The sequence below is a fragment of the Alkalibacillus haloalkaliphilus C5 genome (assembly GCF_000269905.1).
GTDB lineage: Bacteria > Bacillota > Bacilli > Bacillales > Alkalibacillaceae > Alkalibacillus > Alkalibacillus haloalkaliphilus_A.
In genome coordinates, this window is record NZ_AKIF01000039.1 from 1 (window position 1) to 19,902 (window position 19,902).

Here is a 19,902-nt window from a genome sequence, read left to right on the forward strand (position 1 = left end):
CTTCTTCCCACTCTTTTATAGGCACATCTCCATCTGTAAGGTGTACTATGTTAAACATACCATTCATTAACTGCTCAACTTGTAAGAGCGCTGATAAAGGTTTTACTATAGATGTTCCCCCCTGAAAGTCATCAAGTAATAATTGTTCAGTTTTAAAGTCAATAATTTGTTCGCGGTGGAAGAGTATATGTTTTTTTTCCTTTATGATAGTTTGGTTAATGATAGATAGATACTTCGGTTTCCTCATCGATTTAGAGAGATCAATTAATAAAAACGATCCTTGTTGTTTTGGTTTATTACAATGTTGAATTCGTTTATACTCGAGACTTTCCTCGAATGGTTTACCTTTCTTGAACTCGTTTAGCAATGTGTTTCTCATATGAATATGCTTTGACTTAAAAGAAATCTCTTCTATATCCATTTCCTCGTACTTAAAAGACTGTATGATGTCTTGTACGCTTAAAGGTTTGGCAACATCAAACGAACTACCTCTAGTTTTGTACTGCTCTGTATTACGCTTAACACAAACTATATCTTTATGACCGTGTAAATAAGCTCGGCTGTCATATTTCAAAAGATCACCCCAAAAGAAAAAACCTCTTGCACCATTATATGCAAGAGGCTTTGTCTCATGAGGTTTATTAACCCTCTAATAGTAAGTCATACGGATCTTCAACCATTTCTTTAACACGGTTTAAGAACTGTACTGCTTCACGACCGTCAACAATACGGTGGTCGTATGAAAGTGCAAGATACATCATTGGACGAACTTCAATGCTATCATCTGGCATTACTTTAGGACGTTTTTCAATTTTGTGCATTCCTAAAATACCAACTTGTGGCGTGTTCAAGATTGGCGTTGATAGTAATGAACCGAAGATTCCGCCATTCGTAATTGTAAATGAACCACCTTGTAAGTCTTTCATAGATAATTGACCATCACGTGCTTTTTTCGCGACGTTCATGATTTCGCTTTCGATTCCAGCGAAGCTTAGACGATCAGCGTCACGCACTACTGGTACAACTAGACCTTCTTCAGTTGATACAGCCATGCCAATATCATAGAATTGCTTCTTAACGATTTCATCACCTTGGATTTCAGCGTTTAGAAGTGGGAATTCTTTAAGAGCTCCGATTACAGCTTTTGTAAAGAATGACATGAAACCAAGCTTAATACCATGCTTCTTCTCGAAATCATCTTTACGGTCGCTACGTACATTCATAATGTTCGTCATGTCTACTTCGTTAAATGTCGTTAACATTGCTGATTGTTCTTGTGCTTCTACAAGACGCTTAGCGATTGTTTGACGACGGCGAGACATTTTTTCACGTTCTACTGGCTTATCAAATTCTGTTTTCTCAGCAGATTGGTCTTTTTTAGATTCTTTCTTAGAATCTTTCTTCTTACCTTCGTCTGCTTTAGATTTAGCTGCCGCTTCAACATCTTCTTTTGAGATGCGACCAACTGGATCCTTTGGCTTGATTTCACTTAAATCAATACCTAATTCACGAGCACGTTTACGTGTAGCAGGAGAAGCTACTGGTTGATCAGGGTCGTGGTCAGCTGTCTCTTCTTTCGTTGTTGGTTGTTTTTCATCAGATTCTTTTTCTTCTTTCTTGTCTTCTTTTTTCTCATCTTTAGCTGGCTCTTCTGACTTTTCTTCTTTGTCAGATCCGCTGTCAGAGCTTGCTACTCCCTCGCCACTCTCATCAACTTTAGCGATTGCATCTCCAACTTCTACGTCTTCACCTTCACCAACTAATAATTCCGTAATGACACCAGCGTAGTCAGAGTTAACTTCAACGTTAACTTTGTCCGTCTCTAATTCTACGATTGGGTCACCTTTCCCTACTTGATCTCCTTCTGATACTAACCATTCAGCAACCGTTCCTTCAGTAATGGATTCGGCTAACTCTGGTACAATAATTTCCTTCACGTCATTCTCCTCCTTTAATCTAGCTTCAATGCTTCATTGATAATACGACTTTGCTCTGCTTTTGATACATTCGGATCACCAACAGCTGGTGATGAGCGATAAGGACGACCAACATAATGAAGCTTCTGTTTAACTTTCTTAATATCTTGAATTCGTTCTTTAACGAAGTCCCAGCTACCCATATTTTTCGGCTCTTCTTGAATCCAAACGATTTCTTCAATGTTTTTATAATTCTTTAGTAATTCTTTTAATTCTTTTTCAGGGAATGGATAGATCTGTTCTAAGCGTGCAAAGTGAATTTCATCAGTGTTATCACGCTTTTCCATCGCTTCTTCTAAATCTACCATCACTTTACCGCTACCGATTACTAAACGTTTAACCGCATCAGCATCTTCCCCAGTACCTTTTTGTTCAAGAATATGCTTGAACTTACCTTCAGATAGCTCTGTATGGTCAACAGCTACACGTTGATTACGTAACAAGCTCTTCGGCGTCATAACAACTAAAGGTCGAGCTGCTTCTGTCCCTACAATAGCTGCTTGACGTCTTAATAAATGGAAGAATTGAGCTGCAGAAGTTACATTTGCAACTGTCCAGTTATTTTCAGCAGATAATTGTAAGAAACGCTCTAGCCTTGCACTTGAGTGCTCTGGGCCTTGACCTTCATAACCATGAGGAAGCAACATAACAAGGCTTGCAATCTGCCCCCATTTAGCACGACCTGATGCAATGAATTGGTCAAAGATGACTTGTGCTGCGTTTGCGAAGTCACCAAACTGCGCTTCCCAAAGAACAAGTGTATCATCGCACTCAACGCTATACCCATATTCAAAGCCTAAAACACCATTTTCGGATAATGGACTGTTATAAATGCTAAATGATGTATCAACACCTTCTAGTCCATGAAACGGGCTATACTTACGCTGCTTTTCAGTATCATGTAAAACAGCATGACGGTGAGCAAATGTTCCACGTTCAGAATCTTGACCAGTCATACGGATCGGTGTGCCGTCTTTTAAGATTGAAGCATAAGCTAACGCTTCACCTAAAGCCCAGTCAATTTTCTCACCTTCGTTAAATGCCTTTTCACGGCGCTGTAAGATTTTCTCTAGTTTTTTAAAGCCGTTAAAATCGTCCGGGCGATTTAACATATCTTCATTTAATTTTTTCAAGACATCGGTATCAACCGCTGTTTCAATTTGATCTAAGCCATTTACAACTTCTTCAGGTAATTCAGGAATAGTGTGTTCAACATCCTCATTTTCCTTCATGTTGTTGTATGTCTCACGTAACTTCGACATCACATCGTCTTTAAAGTTTTTCGCATCGTCTTCTAAGATTACATTTGATTCAACTAAGTAACCAGCAAAAAGCTCGTAAGTTGTTTTATGATTATCAATTGACTGATATAGTAACGGTTGAGTTCACGTGGCTCATCCATTTCGTTATGGCCATAACGTCTATAACCAACTAAATCAATAATAACATCTTTTTGGAACTTCTTACGGTATTGATAAGCTAGTTCTACCGCTGATAAACATGCTACTGGATCATCAGCATTAACGTGGATAATCGGCATTTCAAAACCTTTAGCTAAATCACTTGCATACTTCGTTGAGCGACCATCTTTATGATTTGTTGTAAAACCGATTAAATTGTTCGCAATAATATGGATCGAACCGCCTGTCTCATAACCATCTAATTGAGACATGTTTAACGTTTCTGCTACAACACCTTCACCGATAAATGCAGCATCACCGTGAATTTGAATGGAAAAAGCCTTATTAAAATCTGGCTCAGCATAACCAGAAACTTCGCGATTGTCTTGAACAGCACGTGTATAACCTTCAACTACAGGGTTAACAAACTCTAAGTGAGATGGGTTATGTGCTAGTGTAATCTTCGTCGTCTCTTCATCACCAATTTCGCGGTTTCCACCGAAGTGATATTTTACATCTCCAGTCCAACCGTAGTTAATACCAGATGAACCTTCAGAAGGGACCAACTCTTTATCAGGTGAATGAGCGAATTCAGAGAAGATTAACTCATATGGCTTTCCGAGGATATGTGCTAGAACGTTCAGACGTCCTCTGTGAGCCATGCCCATCATGACGTGCTCAACGGAATCTTCATTACCGTTTTTCACCATATGTTCAAGCATTGGCACCATCATGTCTAGACCTTCAATAGAGAAACGTTTTTGTCCAACGAACGTCTTACCTAAAAATTGTTCAAAGCCTTCTACTTCGGCTAATCGTTTAAGTACTTCTATCTTTTCTTCATCACTTAGAGACACGTCAATAGCACCAGTCTCTACTTTGTTGTAGAGCCACTCGCGCTCATCATCATCAGGAATATGATTAAATTCGTAAGAAGCTTTTCCAGAATAACGTGTTTTTAAATGATGGATCAGATCCCAAGCGTTTTTTACATGACTTGGAGCATCAGATACTAAAACACTAGCATCCATTTGCTTTAGATCCGATTCAGTTAAATCATATGTTTTTGGATCAACTAACGGTGTCGAACGATCATCTTGCTTTCCTACTGGGAAAATGTCCGCTTCTAAATGTCCATGACGACGGACAGCGTCAACAAGCTTCATTGCAGATGTTAACTTCTTCATGTCTTGAGCACTCACTTGCCCACCAGTCGAAGGTTCAACACCACCTGACTGCATCCAATCAGGAGCTCCATGTTCTTCAAACATTTGACGCAGCGATTCATCAACTGCATCAGGGTCATCTAAAAATAATTCATACTGCTCTTCAATATAACCCATGTTTGGGCCATGAAAAGCATGCCATACATTGTCGTTAGACCCTTTGATTGCCACTTTTTACTACCCCCATCGATTTGTACAAATTGTATTATACTTATTAGTTTATAACAGTTCTCCTTTAATTCTCTACTATATTGTTTACCCAGAAAACAAAGTCCACAAACAGTAAATAGAGAACATTTGGAAAAACATAATATACCTTCAATTAGTATATATGAAAACAAGCTTATAGAAAAGGTTCATGCGCGAAAAATTGCAGATTCGTCATCGTAATGTCGAATTCTACCTATATATAAACTTTATCAAGTTAGTGCATGATATAGGTCTTCAATTAGTTTATTTGTATGCTTTACATTCTCACTTTCTAAGTGTTCTTTAAATTGTTGTTGTAGCCATTCAAGCAAGTCACCTTTAATATATAGCTCTTCCACATATTCTTCCAATAGCTTTTGCTTAAAAACCTTTTGATATTCTTTCGGTAATAAATTTATACTCAATTGGTCATCAGTCTGTTCATCTATCAGTACTTTTAACGAACTAAACATGTCTTCATTTATATTAAGCCAACTTTTTACCTTTCCACGATCATAAAGGCATTCATAAACAAATCGGTCTAAACGTTTTGTCTCCTGCATGCATATAAAATCTTCTAAAAGTGATTGTAATTGTATATGATAATCTTTTTCTGCTCTTTTAATTAAATCTTTGTACCAATGTAAAGTTACATTGTCCAAGCGATAGTCAAGGTCAAGTAAATGGCTTAACTCCTCTAATAAGTCAACAGCACTAATAACACCAGCTCTACTCATACTGCGTTCTAACACTTGAAAAGCTATTCTCACTTCTATCCCAAACATACCATCTCTTTTATTAAGCGTAAAAGCGTTTGCTTGATCGAGATCGTTAATGCGATCAACTAAAGTCTCGCCCTTATTACGGTGTTCTAACCTCGACATTATAACCACTTTTGCGAGAGTTTCTATTGCTAGATACCCTAACCGTCTTCGATCCTCTTCATTTAAAACCGATTGATAAAGCTTAACTTCTTCACCTAATTGCAAGTTATATGGTACACGAATTAAAATCATCCGGCTTAGTAGTGCATCGTTTTCACTTTGTTTTACAAACGTTTTTAAATCTTCCTCATTTGAGTGTCCAACTAAAACTTGATCAGTAAAAACCATTGACTGACGTGTCATTTTATAAACACCGTCTTCTGCTAACGTCAAAAAAGGGTACATAAGCTCCCTGCGTGTCTTAAACACTTCATGTAACTCTAACAACCTTGGTTAGCAACTTGAAATTCTCCATCATAACGATAAGCTCTTGGGTCAGATACAGAACCATATGTCGTAATTGTCGAATAATCAACATCGCCGATTAAGTCTGTAACTTCTTGTGTATAAGGGTCACTTGGAACAAATGATCCAATACCAATCCTCTCAGTTTCATTAATATAATAGCGTTCAACTTCAACTTTACGCCAATCACTATTATAGTCTTCAATTAAGCGCTGTTTGTTTAAAGGGGATAAAAAACCATTTAATTTTAGTTTTGCTTTTTCTTTCATTTCATTTTTAATGTCAGCAGGTAAAGCTAACAGAGGGTTTTCGTTTAATGGACAATTTTTAATTTTATAGACCGCACCTTCGTCTGTTTTTGAAAAAGCCATCAACGCCTCTTTTAATAAACGTACGATTGACGTTTTCCCACTGCCGGGTGGTCCTACTAATACAAGTAACCGTTTACGCGCATCATAACCTTTAGACGCAGGTATTAAATAATTTTTTTCGATTTCATCTAATATATTGTCCATTCCATATATTTTTGTAAATAAATCTTTTTTCCTCGCCCATCTAAAAGCATGATATAACCGTTCGTGACTCGCCATGTATTTAATATTTCCATCCATTATTGACTGTACATACTCTTCCAAAGTTCCTTCCCACTTCATAAGATCCCCCCAAAACCGGATAAAGGCAAAGATTTGATCTAGACCTTCATATCATTTTATTCAGAGGAATGATGTTGTTATACTAAAGAGGTAGTTTAATTTAGAAGATTATTTGAACTTGTTAACACTTATATTCACAATTCCAGAACTTTTGGTTATAATAATGTTACGCATAGTCTTGATAATAAGGAGGGTTCCCCATGGTAACAGCAATTTTAATGGGTGTTTGTTTAGTATTTTTAGTTTCGATTTTCACTGCAGGTTACGAAGGTCAGCCTGGAGAGCCGCGTAAATAAAACACTCAAAGACACTCGCCGAGTAACGGGACCTTTAAGGTGAAGACAAAGGCGTAGTTGTACTTATCGTTGAATATTTACAACAAAAAAGCAGAGGGACAAGCCCTCTGCTTTTTTTATTTTACATTTGGAAAACCTTGTTGTCTCAATGCTTCATAAATAATGATTGCTGCTGTGTTCGATAAATTTAAAGAACGGACATGTTCTGTCATATGCACTCTTAAACATTGTTCTTCTTTACCTTTAAGCAACTCTTCTGGAATCCCATCAGTTTCTCTTCCGAAAACGAAAAAGATATCTTCCTCTTGATCACTATAATCATAATCTGTGTAATGTTTTGTCCCGAAATTCTCAATATAATAAAATGACCCTTTAGGATAAACTTCATACATTTCATCTAACGAATCGTAATATTTAATGTTAACATCGTGCCAATAGTCTAGACCAGCACGTCTTAACATTTTATCATCTGTTGAAAAACCTAAAGGTCCAATTAAATGCAGCGTCGCATTTGTTGCTAAAGCGGTACGTGCAATGTTACCTGTATTAGCTGGAATTTCTGGTCGGTATAATACAATGTGTAACCCCAATGTTTCCACCTCTTTATTTGTTAACTGACGGAATGTATTATACCATAAAATATTAATTTATTTTTAACCATTTTTCATCATTTGTTTCAAGAGTTAGTAAGGCTTTCTTCCGTTCAAGACCACCTTCATACCCTACAAGACTTCCATTGCTACCAATTACGCGATGGCAAGGGACAAGAATTGATATGGGGTTTTTATTAATCGCCCCGCCAACTGCTCTCACTGCTTTTGGGTTATCAATTTCTCTAGCAATCTGTTGGTATGTAACGGTTTGACCGTAAGGAACTTGCATAAGCGCATTCCACACCGATTTTTGAAAATCAGTACCAATTAGCTCCATAGGCAAATCTGTTTGTAACGGTTGTTGATTAAAATACCGCTCCAGTTCATCTATTATAGTTAGGTTAAATGGGCAGCTTTGACTTATCTCGTACTCAAAATGAGATAACTTCCTTCTACTTTTCCAATTCAAAGCATTGTTAGATTGAATATGTTCGATAAAATATAAATAATCGGCTTGGCTACCAATGATGAGAGGCCCGATTGGCGATTTATAGGTTGTTACACTTAATTTCCCCATACAAAACTCCCCTTTTAAATTGTCGGATCTTTCTTTTTCACTAATTCATAAAACAATACCGTAAACGTTAATACGACTAAAAATATAATAACAGAATAATAAAACGTATAGTCATTTTGATATTGAATAACATTCATGAACTTAGATACTGCTTCTAATATGAAACCAATTATTACCCAAATAATCGTATACGGTATGAATGTTGTTTTTTTAATGGCTAGTCTTTCATAAAAGTAAATGTAAAAATATGCAAATGGTGCAAAGTTAATGTATGTTAACATGTCTGTAAGCTCATAAGCATTTGAATCGTTTATTTGGTAAAAGTTTAACATACCGCCACCAATTGTGAAATCAAATATGACCGGTATTGAGAAACCAATGATTAAAAATAGTACCGTAATATGTTTAGGGAATAATTTTGGCACTAAAAAGAAAATTGCATAAACAACGATTAACATTGCGATTACGAATATTTCATTCCTGTCAAACTGTTCCCATAAGATCATGTATGTTTCACCGCTTCTTTGTCATAAAGGTTGTGATAAGACTTATAAGTCAGTACAGCAATTAACATTAGAGCTGCAAAGTAGATTAAATCGTAAATGATGTTCCAATTAACAAATTCAAAGACTCCGAAGTATGTCAAAGAATAGTTAACACCAGTTAACAAAACGAAAGCTCCTATATAAGAGATAGCTTTAGATATAAAGTTTTCGCTTTTAATCATTAAAATTATACCAATCATGACAATCAAAGGAGTTATTACACTGCGATTAAGTAAATAGCCAATATACTCTTCAGGCTGTTCTGTTACTTGGATTAGTTCCATTTCTTCAATTAAAATCCAAGAAGCATTTATGGAAACGACAAGTGTCACTAAAAAGACAACCGTACTTTCCATTAAGTTCATTTTATTATTCAATGCAATAAAGCATCCTATTAACAACCATGTGAGTGCAAAATAAACGACGATTGACATAAGCTCCTCCTACAATTGGATTGTTTTTATACATGTTTATTATTCTTTGTTTTAGTCCGATTAATACATTTAAATGAAAGCAACTAAAAAAGCTTGGCTGTAGTCGCCAAGCTTTAAGTCGTTGTATGAACATTTAAAAAGTCTAACCCTTTTTCAATCTCTATTAAAACGTCTTCATCTTGTTCATGAAGTTTAGCTGTTTCAAGCACTTGCCTCGCATCTCCTCTACCAATTTTACCAATTGCCCACGCTGCTGTACCACGTATAACTGGACGAGGGTCTTTTTTCATGAGATGAATAAGCGTATCAACCGATTCGACCTCTTTATAATGAGCTAAAGCTATAATTGCATTACGTTGAATCGGCTTTTTACCACGCCAAGATCCCGACATGTAACCGAATTGCTCTTTAAACTCTCGATTAGAAATCGTTAATAGAGGTTCGAGTTTAGGTTTAGCCAATTCAGGATCTGGTTCCATTTCAGGGTGTAGATGAAAGTCTACACCTTTATTTTTAGGGCAAACAACTTGGCACGTATCACAACCGTAAATACGATTACCGATTTTCGTGCGAAACTCATCAGGTAAGAACCCTTTCGTTAACGTCTGGTAGGCAATACAACGGCTTGCGTTTAATTGTCCTCCTTGAACTAATGCACCAGTTGGACATTTATCAACACAAATGTTGCAATCGCCACAACCTTCTTCAATTGGTTCGTCAGGTTCGAAAGGAATATTCGTAATAACCTCTCCTAAATAAACCCATGAACCATATTCATCTGTTATTAAGTTGCAATTTTTACCGACAAAGCCGATCCCTGCTCTTTCAGCTACAGCGCGATCATGCAGCTCACCGGTATCAACCATAGTTTTAAACTGGGCTCCTTCAACTTTCTCTTCAAGAAATTCACCTATTAAATTTAACTTTTCACGTAACACGTCATGATAGTCTTTTCCCCAAGATGCACGGGCAAAAATACCACGTCGATCCCCTTTTTTACTCTTAGGTGCATCTTTCATTTTTGAAGGATAAGCAAGAGCAATTGAAATGATCGATTGGGCTTTCGGTAACAATTTAGTAGGGGTTGTGCGCTCTTCAACAGTCCCTTTCTCAAAACCAGATTGGTAGTTAAAGGCTTGCTGTGTTACTAACCGTTGTTTTAACGTATCAAACGTGTCAGTTGAAGCGATCCCTACTTTTTGAACATTGATCTCCTCACAGTAGTCGAACAACTCACGTTTTAATTGATTGAAATCCATCACAACCCCTCCTTTCTAATAAAACTTTCCGTTACGAATCTATTTTCAACTGACGGATTCGATTGATTGCTGCTGCAATTTCAAACTTTCTTGGTCGCGCAAGGTCTCCAGGATGTTGGTCTTTTTGTCCTTGTGTAAAGCTTAAACCTTGTTCATCCATAATTTGTTCAAATAAACTAAGCCATTGCGATATAGTCTTAGGTTCCTCACGACTGAACGCCATATATTTTAACATATTTGCAATCATTCTTGTTTGGGAATCATCAACAATTTGTTCGACTAAGGCTAAATCAATTGCTTGTTTACCTAGTATAATTGTCTTTTGTCCTTTAGCTTGTACTTTTGCTTTATGACCTAGCTTTTTATAAATTGAATTCGTATTTATTTTACGGTTTGTCCAGTGACCAAACGCTTCGGGGTCATTAAGTTGAATTCGCGAATCATTTTGTGCAATAGAACGAGCTTGTGATGTCACATTAACTGGTACGTACTGATCCATCATAATGACTTCATCTGCTATTCCGAAATAATCACCTGATCCACCCATTACTAAGACAGTGGATATATCAAGTTCATCTCTTAATTGCTTCACTTTTTGTACGAACGGTGTAATTGGTTCTCGGTCTTTAGCTACTAGTTGTTGCATTCGTTCATCTCTAATCATAAAGTTAGTTGCACTCGTGTCTTCATCAATTAATAACGTTGAACTATTCGCTTCCACAGCTTCCATTACGTTAGCGGCCTGTGATGTACTACCACTAGCATTTTCTGTTGTAAAAGACTCTGTATCTGTTGCATTAGGTAAATTGTTAATAAAAGGTGAGATCGTCACATTAGCAATACTCCGTCCATCTTCTGCTCGAATTTTCACTGCGTCACGGTCCGTTAAGACATACTCTCTTCCATCGCCGTAAATATGTTCGTAAACGCCTAACTCTAAAGCTTCTAATAAAGTACTTTTACCATGATATCCACCACCGACAATTAACGTAATTCCTTTTTTAATCGCCATGCCCTTGATCGGCTCGTCTCGATGTGGGATTTCAAATGAAACTTCATTCTCTTTAGGGCTTTGGAATGGAACTGCTTGTTTAAGCGGTTTTGAGCTAATGCCACTTACACGCGGTAAAATTGATCCATTAGCAATGAATGCGATCCAACCTTCTTCCTTCATTTTATCTCTTATGGCATCATGTTGATCAGCGAGTTCAAGCGTTTCATTCATTCTTTGTTTATTGATCGATAAAGCGGAATTTTGAATGATATGTGGTATTGCTTTTAGAAATAATCTCTCTGCTTTCTGCCCACTAATTCTTCTACCATTTGCGGGTAAACCAACTGACAAACAAATCGTTAATCCTGCTTCACTAAGTTCAACAGCGGTCCGTTCTATAATTTGTTGGTCTGGAGAATCGATGGCGATCATGCCACTTTTGCCGCTTCCTTTAATCGCCATCGACAAATTATTAATCGTGTGACTAACTTGCCTGGCAATAAAGTCTTCAGCATATACTTTCCTGTTTTTCGATTGAAGCCACTCCGCCGGAACAGATTGAATGTGTTTTGGTATAAACAACCGTATTTTGGACGGCGATGCAAAAGGATCGCCTTGAACATAATCTATGTGTAGTGAATACGTCTTAAATTGATATTGACCTTGTATGTCTTTATATGATTTATAACTTTTGCGGTCAATTTTTTGTAACTGTTGTTGTAAGTGTTTCATTCCTGCAATCCTCCATCATTTAATCTGGTTTAAGGTCTTCTATTACACGCATAAACTTGTTGTTCCAAATAAGAGGAATAACAATCACAATAACGAATAACGTAACTGTTCCTATAATCGTCATAACATTACCATCAACTAAGCTGGCACCGACTAAATTGTAAACGACTGTACCTGGAATAATACCAATAACAGTAGCTTTTACAAAATCCGCTAACTTTACTTTAGCTAAACCTGCAGTATAACTAATTAAGTCAAAATTAATAACTGGAATTAATCGTAACATCAATATATACAAGAACCCTTTTTCTTCAAACTTCTGTCTGTAGTATTCTGTTTTTCCTTTCTTATGAAAACGAACTGCTTTCTCACCGAAACGATTGGCAACTACAAAGGCCAATATAGCACTTAAAGTCGCACCAATTAAAGCAAAAATAACGCCCAAATAAACACCGAAAGCTAATCCCGCAACAATCGAAAAGATTGAAGCTGGAAAGAGTACTAACGGTCGCAATGCATACAAAAAGATATATACAACAGGCGCTAACCATCCAGCTGCATAGATCAAATTACGAATGTCTTCAGGTGATATATTGAACACTCTTTGGTTAATTAAAAATAAACTGATAACAATCACAACCAATATAGCCCACTTTCCGATCGTTATACGTTCCAAGACGTTTCACCCTCACCATGTTTTTGTTAATCACAATTCCCGTTATAAACCTGTGCCAATCCCTTTTTGCAAACTTATTTTTAATTAGTTTGTAACATTGTTAATTTAAAACCGTCTACTATAATACTATGTAGAATAATGGGGGCATTGAAGAAATGTTAAAAGGTAAACAGGTTTATTTTGTCTTCTTATTGTTTATTTTCTGTACAATTTTGTATGCTTGCTCAAATGATGATGGTTTGAACGAAGAAAAGTTTCAGACTGCTGAAGATGGTGATGTTGGTGTAGTTGAAGAAAGGGAAATGGTTGATCAAAGTGAGGAAGCAGAAGAACAGTCGTCAGCTGCTAACAATAACGAACCAGTTGATACAAATCAAAGTCGAATGGTTATTTATACAGGTAGGCTCTCAATTGAAGTACCAAACTTCGATGAAGCCGAACGAAAATTAACAGAACAAATCGAAGTAAGAAACGGTTATATTGTTGAAGCTTCACAATATGAACATGAAGATGACTTAAAGACAGGTTCTATTGTTGCACGCATACCAGAAGAACACTTTCATGACTTCATGAACAATGTTGAAGGTGAACATATGGTTGTTAGTGAAAAATCAATCCAAGGGCAAGACGTTACAGAAGAATACGTTGATTTAGAGTCTCGATTACGTTCTAAACAAGCTGTTGAGGAAAGGTTACTTAACTTTTTAGATGAAGCGGAAAGCACAGAGGATTTGCTTGCAGTTTCTAACGATTTATCACGAGTACAAGAAGAAATTGAACAACTGAAAGGGCGAATGGATTACTTAGAAAACCATAGTAGCTATTCAACTGTCCACATTAATATTCAAGAACAACGAATTGACATACCAGAAATTCAAGACCAAAATTCTTTAAACACAATTGAACGAGCACAACAATTACTAATGAATACACTTAACGCTTTAATTAATGTATTTTCCCAAATATTTGTTTTAACAATTGGGCTTTCACCAATATTAATTCCTTTAACTCTGATCGTGCTATTTATTATTCTAAAGCGTAAGAAGCAAAACAACACCGAGTGAAGGTTAGCTTTCACTCGGCGCTTCTTCATCAAAGCTAACAATCCGTCGTAGCAACTTCATAATAAAAACACCGATAATAAAGCCAACGATATGCGCCAATATCCCTGTCCAAATCGGCCCTAAAAGTACCCCCATAATTTGAAACGTTGGTGAAGCTATAACACCTATTGTTCCTAAAAAGGCCGCAGAAACAAACGGGATATAAGATAGAGGTTTTTGACCACCACCAGCATCAGTATAAGCATCCCACATGGCAAACATATAAAGACATGGGTAAAACATTATCCATTGATAATTAGTCGATTCAATTGCTATATCAGTGTTTCCCTGAAAGCTAGCAATAATGACATAATTAAACCGAGCTTGAACATTAATAATAATCTCTAACAAAATAAAGAAAAGCCCTTTTATATAGCTTTTATTGAGCAACTGAGCAAACCCTGGAAGAGCAATACTCCATACAATAACTTCCACACGTTTATCCTTTTTCATAAAAAAACCTCTACTCGTTTTTTAGTTTGTCCCGTTCTGCGGCTTGTGGTGGCTGCTCTAACCACCCGTGATCAATCATCAAGTTTGTGCCATCATTTGTGAACTGTACTATTTCTGACATTAGCCTCGTATAATGAACACCTAAATCATGTCTTGGGCTATTTGCAATGCTTAATCCATAATAAGATAAACCTAATGCATTTAAAGCAGTTGTTTGGTACAACATCAATTTATCTGAGAATACGAAAGAAGTACTGTCAGTTACTTCTGTATCCCAAGTCATTGGCACTGGCAAGTCATTTTCTCGTAAGATCGAACTAAAGATTTCAATATGCTTATTTGCTATTTCTTTTCCACGCTGGAAGTACCGTCTTAACTCTTTTGATTGTGTTGTTTGGGCAAACCCTGTCATCGTAGCAGCACCTAATGCGTTACGTTGAATGTTTGAAAATAAATGAGAGACCTCTGGGCCTGTTACAGGGCGCCTATTACCAAACCAACCTTGTAAAAAGCTTTGTTTTTTAACAAAGTCAGTTTTTTTCGGAATTGGTAAGTTTGGTGGACGTATGTATGCCCCTTGTTTTAAAGATATTTGAACTGCTTGCTCATGCATTTGTTGCGTTTCATGTAAACATTTAGCAAAAAAATGATAGACATCCGACCTTGTCGAAAATGCTACTGCTAAACTATATGCTTTCATCCCAATTTGTCCCATTTGTATCAAGTACTCCAACATATAGCTATCTGAAAAAATTCGAGGTGAATTAATATTTACATCTTTATTTTCATTAAAAGCGACAGGAATTGGGTAACTTTCCCGATTAAAAATTTCTTCAATTCCTTTTATATTGTTAAGCGAGTTCGTTAAGCTTTGTTCAATTATTGGTTTAATTTCAGGATCCTCAACCTTATATAAAAAAGTTTTCAACATACAAGCTGTAAGAGAGTCATTCATATACGCGCCCCAAAGCTCTGATATTTCTGGAGCTGTTAAGCGAATACTAACTGTTGTCATAAATGTTCCTCCGTTATTCAAAGTCTTATACTGTTATACTCTCCTATAAGGTGAGGAACATTCATAAAATGGTTTCAATTTTCCATATAGACATTAAGTAACACTTTTTAAAGTTTCATTTCATGCTATATTGTGCCATTATTCCTGAGATAAGAAAGAAAAGACAATACCCTAAGCAAATTTACAAAGATTAGCTTTTGTCAGTATATAAAATGAAGCCGGATTGAAAAACTATCCGGCATTTTACATTTTTTTAAGAATCGATTAACGAGCGTTCCTACAACAAAAATAAATCCTACCAGGATAAAAAAACTATGGTAATCGTTATACCTTCACAAAAACTAATGTTTCCCTCCTATTTAAGATTATTTAAATGAACACCCGATTCAAAATTTTAGAAATTTACAAAAATTAAACTATTAATTAATTACTTTATTTGGTAAAATAATAATTAAATTTTCACTATTTCAATATAAAAATCTATTTACAATCTTACCAACCTTCTAAAGGAGTAACAATTATGACTTTTTATTATATTAAACATGAATTGAAACTATTGTTTAGGAGTAAAAAGAATAACTACTTCATTGTATTTTTATTAGCACTTTCTCTTATCTACAGCTTTTTCATTCTTCCAAACCAAGAAACCATCGAGACTATACATGAACAAGAACTAAAAGAAGAATTGAGTGACCTTGAAACGTTGCAAAGTAATAGACAAAACCGAGGTGCAACAGGTTATAGTCCATTAGCTGGAGAAACTCTATACGCTAAAGACGACTTTTATATTAGAATACATAACCGTATGCTTAATGCTTATGACCAAAACAACTTTGTCCGTTTTTCACTTCTAAGGCTTCAAGGTCTACAAGGAAATAAAATGGATTTCCTTTCAAGGCACCGACACCTTTTTGAAGATTCACCAATCCCAGGGAAAGATACACAACACCTTTATCATCAAACTTTGCTTCGTTACCAAGGCTTTGTAGAAGAAGACTTAAACGTAACGTACCCAATGATTGAAGAAAAAACCGCTGTACAAGCTGGGAAAAATATTTTGTTAAGTCCGGTAACTTATTTAATTATTTTTATGGCGATTTATTTTAGTAGTGACATCCTTGTAAAAAACCGAGAAAATAAAACATTATTACAAGGCTTACCGATGAATTGGTATAAAACAATAAACGCTAAATCGTTCGCTGCTTTTTTATACAGCATCGTCACGTTCATTTCAATCTTTTCTATTAGTTTATTCGCCATAACATTACAATCTGGGTTTGGCTCCTTGCAATTACATGTACCAATTATGATCGGTCAAAGTAACTTTTTATTAGATGACTATGACACCATTTCCATGCTTCAATTTTACTTGATGGCACTGAGCTTTATACCCATACTGATGCTGCTTTTTATTCGATTAAACTTATGGTTTAGCTTACTATTCAAAAATTATTGGGTTGTTTTCGCTACAAGCACCTTATTATTATTTGTACAATTTACTTACTTTAGCAGAAGTAAGCGTGAGCTATTCGGCTTTGACTTAAGTTATTTTCCACAATCATATTTTGAATTTGGTAAGGTAATTACTGGTGATATGAACTTTTTAATTAATGTCGAATCCATTACCTATGTAAAAGGGATTATTGTATTAACAATTACATTATTAATAATTGAATTGATGCTATGGCTTACATCAAAAGCCATTAATAAACGACGCTTTTACTAACTGATATAGAAAGGGATTAATCTATGTTTTGGAAATACTTTTTATTTGAGGCAAAAATATTAATTAAAAGTAAAAAGATGTGGCTTGTGGCTTTGCTGCTAATTCTGTTCTTCCCTATATATTTTATGATTTATAGCCAAGCAGACACGTATTCATTATATCAGGAGAAATATTCAGAAGGTGACATGATGAATTCAATTTTTAATTACTTACAAGAAGACTTTATAGAAAACAACGAAGAACTACACCAAAATTTATTAGAGCAAAATTCAATCATTAATTTTCAAAAATATTACTTAGGGGCTGGATCTGATCATGAGGCATATGTCGAAAGTATGCTTGAGTTAAATGAACTTAGATTAGAAGTGCATGAGATTGGTTATGATGAAATTCCTGATCACTTAATTGTTCCAAAAGAAGAAGTACAGAAAGATGATGCAATCATTAGCTATATTGATAACAACAATATACCACTTCAAGCTGAAGGCGTTACAACAAATAGTTATATGATAGCTGCGTTTACTTTTTTAAGTGGGATCTTTTTCTATTTTATTGTTTTGCTAAGTAGTAGTGACTCACTCATTTACGAAAGACATCACCGTACTGTAATGAATGGTTTTCCGATTTCGTTTATGAAAAAAATATTGAGTAAGGTAACATTACATTTCTTATTTATTTTTACTTCTTTAACAATTGGTACTCTATTAGGTTTATTTTATTCATCAAGACAAACAGATTTTGGACACTTCATGTATCCAGTGCTGTTTTATAGTAATGGGGAATTTCATGCAATTGCAACATGGCAATATTTACTATTAATTATGATAGCCTTTGTCGTAATCACCATTTTCACCCTATTGTTAACCCTATTACTAAACCTAATACTTAAAAACGCTTACGCTACTATTCTAGTTGCACTTGGAATTTTACTCATTCCAACTTTAATGACGCAGGTTGGTTTTGAATCACCGTTACAATTATTCATTCAATTTATTGATATTACGAGTGTTATGTCAGGTGAACTTGAAATGAATACCAACTTGAACTACACCCATGCTATAACGTGGTTAACCATTGGATCAATTATTTTAACTTGTGCCATCTATATAGTTCATAAACTGAACTACATTAATTTCAATTGGTCATCCCAACAAGAAAGGAGTGCTCGTAGTGATTAAATTAAAAAATATAACGTTATCCTACAAGGATCATAATGTATTAGATCAATTATCATTCCATGCAAGTCCAGGTGAAATTATCGGTGTTGCTGCACCAAACGGAACTGGTAAGACGACAATGTTTAACGTAATGGCTAACTTTTTAAAACCTGATGAAGGCTATGTCGAAATTGACGACCAACATACGTTTAAAACAGAAAAAGATGAAATAAAGATTCATAAACAAATGGCAACTTTCCCTGAACAAAAAGATTTATTCGAAGAGTTAACGGGGGTAGACCATTTAAAGCTTTATGGAAATATGTGGAAAGGTCATACTAAGCATGTAAAATCAATCATAGAGCGTTTAAATATGGAAAGCTATGTTAAAAAGAAAGTCAAAACTTACTCATTAGGAATGCGCCAAAGATTGTGCTTTGCCATGATGGCAGCGGCAGATACACCCATTATGCTAATGGATGAAGTTATGAATGGGCTTGACTTATCGAATGTCTCATTAATTTCGAAAATATTAATGGAAATGAAACAGCAAGATAAAGTGATTTTCGTCGCGTCACACTTACTTGAAAACTTAGATCTATATGCTGATCGCGTCATCTTTTTAAAAGACGGAAAAATAGTCCATGAACACCACTTACATTACAACCAAGATGATTATATTAAAATACAAATCCATTCATCATATTACTCTGATATGAAAAATCGTTACACATTACCAGATGAACATGAATTCATCGCTAATAATCTACTATGTATACCAATTAATCAATTAGAACAAGATGAACAAACGGCTTGGATTAAACGGGCTTTACAATATAAAACATCTGAAATTTCTATAGGTCCACTCGGTACAATTGAATATTATGAGAAGTACTATCATGAAACAATATATTAGTTTCTCCATTTTAGGAGGCATGGAACGAATGAAACGAGTTATTCCAATATTAATAGTTGGACTGTTGTTAGCTAGTTGTAATGTTGAATCGAAAACGGAAGTATCTGAAGTGTACACGGACCAACAACAAAAAATCATTGGTGAAGAAAAAAATGAAATGTTAGGTCAAACAGCAGCTCCTTATACTAACCGGGAATTACGTGATGAAGAATACTCACAAGATGAAGTTTTCCTCGATTATGTGCAGGGCGACGGTGAAACAATATCTGTATCACCAGGACGTTATGAAATTACCGGAAGTGTTGCCGGAAATATTAATGTATATAATGATCATGGTGATTTAATTTTTCATGACATTTTAGGGAGTGATTACGGTGTTGGGAGTATAACAGTCGATATAGATGAAGACTTCACAATCCATGCAGATGCTGGTTTCAACGCCGTTATGGTTACACCGGCTGATGAACAACAGTCGAATAATTTAACAGCTGGACATTGGGAGGTCGGAGTCGACATAGAACCCGGTGACTACCTGATTAGCTCTTCATCTAAAATTGGGTATCTCCAAATCCATAGTCATAACGAGGACGCTCAAGTATATGAAGTGATGGGGAGTGAGTTTGGGAATACAGAGAGTGAAGTGACTTTAAAAGAAGGACAAAAATTACGTATTACTGAAATTTCATACATTCATTTTGAACCACAACATTAAATTAATTGACTTCCACAACCCTAAACATTCATTTTAATCAA

General features: G+C 35.6%; 16 protein-coding genes and 2 pseudogenes. 5 read left to right on the forward strand and 13 right to left on the reverse strand.

Annotated elements, in window-relative coordinates; all coding sequences use genetic code 11:
- The 11 genes and pseudogenes from A194_RS17560 to A194_RS0106115 all read right to left on the reverse strand — a co-directional run.
- Positions 1–574 (reverse strand): hypothetical protein (locus tag A194_RS17560; protein ID WP_040402410.1); only part of this gene is annotated, 574 nt, incomplete at its 3' end.
- A 67-nt stretch (positions 575–641) separates the two neighbouring features.
- Positions 642–1,937 (reverse strand): 2-oxoglutarate dehydrogenase complex dihydrolipoyllysine-residue succinyltransferase, encoded by a 1,296-nt coding sequence (gene odhB / locus A194_RS0106060; protein WP_017185964.1) that lies wholly within the window; start codon positions 1,935–1,937, stop codon positions 642–644.
- Between the two features lie 14 nt (positions 1,938–1,951).
- Positions 1,952–4,719 (reverse strand): annotated as a pseudogene (locus A194_RS17565) (2-oxoglutarate dehydrogenase E1 component).
- A 302-nt stretch (positions 4,720–5,021) separates the two neighbouring features.
- Positions 5,022–6,673: pseudogene (locus A194_RS20730) on the reverse strand (hypothetical protein).
- A gap of 412 nt (positions 6,674–7,085) precedes the next feature.
- A complete protein-coding gene (trmL, locus tag A194_RS0106085; RefSeq protein WP_017185968.1) occupies positions 7,086–7,559 on the reverse strand; it encodes a tRNA (uridine(34)/cytosine(34)/5-carboxymethylaminomethyluridine(34)-2'-O)-methyltransferase TrmL in 474 nt (157 codons plus the stop codon).
- A gap of 52 nt (positions 7,560–7,611) precedes the next feature.
- Positions 7,612–8,139, reverse strand: coding sequence for a methylated-DNA--[protein]-cysteine S-methyltransferase (locus A194_RS20985; protein WP_017185969.1), 528 nt, complete (start codon positions 8,137–8,139; stop codon positions 7,612–7,614).
- A gap of 14 nt (positions 8,140–8,153) precedes the next feature.
- On the reverse strand, positions 8,154–8,645 hold the full coding sequence (locus tag A194_RS0106095) for a hypothetical protein (RefSeq protein WP_017185970.1): 492 nt from the start codon (positions 8,643–8,645) through the stop codon (positions 8,154–8,156).
- On the reverse strand, positions 8,642–9,118 hold the full coding sequence (locus A194_RS17575; protein WP_017185971.1) for a hypothetical protein: 477 nt from the start codon (positions 9,116–9,118) through the stop codon (positions 8,642–8,644). Before A194_RS17575 ends, A194_RS0106095 begins: the two co-directional genes overlap by 4 nt.
- 113 nt (positions 9,119–9,231) lie before the next feature.
- Entirely contained in the window at positions 9,232–10,377 is a 1,146-nt protein-coding gene (queG, locus tag A194_RS0106105) for a tRNA epoxyqueuosine(34) reductase QueG (RefSeq protein ID WP_017185972.1), read from the reverse strand.
- 31 nt (positions 10,378–10,408) lie between these two features.
- Positions 10,409–12,103: an ABC-ATPase domain-containing protein gene (locus tag A194_RS0106110; protein ID WP_017185973.1), complete on the reverse strand. Its 1,695-nt coding sequence runs from the start codon at positions 12,101–12,103 to the stop codon at positions 10,409–10,411.
- A 19-nt stretch (positions 12,104–12,122) separates the two neighbouring features.
- Positions 12,123–12,779, reverse strand: a complete 657-nt coding sequence (locus A194_RS0106115; protein ID WP_017185974.1) for a TVP38/TMEM64 family protein — start codon at positions 12,777–12,779, stop codon at positions 12,123–12,125.
- A 155-nt stretch (positions 12,780–12,934) separates the two neighbouring features.
- Between A194_RS0106115 and A194_RS17580 the strand changes: the two genes are divergently transcribed.
- Positions 12,935–13,843 carry a DUF4349 domain-containing protein gene (locus tag A194_RS17580; protein ID WP_017185975.1) on the forward strand — a complete coding sequence of 303 codons (909 nt, stop codon included), beginning with the start codon at positions 12,935–12,937 and terminating at the stop codon, positions 13,841–13,843.
- Positions 13,844–13,846: 3 nt separating this feature from the next.
- Here A194_RS17580 and A194_RS0106125 read toward each other — a convergent pair whose 3' ends face one another.
- Both A194_RS0106125 and A194_RS0106130 read right to left on the reverse strand, forming a co-directional pair.
- Positions 13,847–14,335, reverse strand: a complete 489-nt coding sequence (locus tag A194_RS0106125) for a hypothetical protein (RefSeq protein WP_017185976.1) — start codon at positions 14,333–14,335, stop codon at positions 13,847–13,849.
- A gap of 10 nt (positions 14,336–14,345) precedes the next feature.
- The gene (locus A194_RS0106130; RefSeq protein ID WP_017185977.1) at positions 14,346–15,350 is read right to left on the reverse strand and encodes a DUF3231 family protein; all 1,005 of its coding nucleotides are present in this window, start codon (positions 15,348–15,350) and stop codon (positions 14,346–14,348) included.
- 520 nt (positions 15,351–15,870) lie between these two features.
- Here A194_RS0106130 and A194_RS0106135 point away from each other — a divergent pair.
- Genes A194_RS0106135 through A194_RS0106150 form a run of 4 tightly spaced genes read left to right on the forward strand, consistent with a single transcriptional unit; the run spans position 15,871 to position 19,861 of the window.
- The gene (locus A194_RS0106135) at positions 15,871–17,076 is read left to right on the forward strand and encodes an ABC transporter permease subunit (protein ID WP_017185978.1); all 1,206 of its coding nucleotides are present in this window, start codon (positions 15,871–15,873) and stop codon (positions 17,074–17,076) included.
- 23 nt (positions 17,077–17,099) lie between these two features.
- Positions 17,100–18,254: a hypothetical protein gene (locus A194_RS0106140; RefSeq protein WP_017185979.1), complete on the forward strand. Its 1,155-nt coding sequence runs from the start codon at positions 17,100–17,102 to the stop codon at positions 18,252–18,254.
- The gene (locus A194_RS0106145) at positions 18,247–19,149 is read left to right on the forward strand and encodes an ABC transporter ATP-binding protein (protein WP_017185980.1); all 903 of its coding nucleotides are present in this window, start codon (positions 18,247–18,249) and stop codon (positions 19,147–19,149) included. Before A194_RS0106140 ends, A194_RS0106145 begins: the two co-directional genes overlap by 8 nt.
- Before the next feature lie 28 nt (positions 19,150–19,177).
- Complete coding sequence (locus A194_RS0106150) at positions 19,178–19,861, forward strand: hypothetical protein (RefSeq protein WP_157783031.1); 684 nt, start codon at positions 19,178–19,180, stop codon at positions 19,859–19,861.
- Positions 19,862–19,902 lie beyond the last annotated feature (41 nt).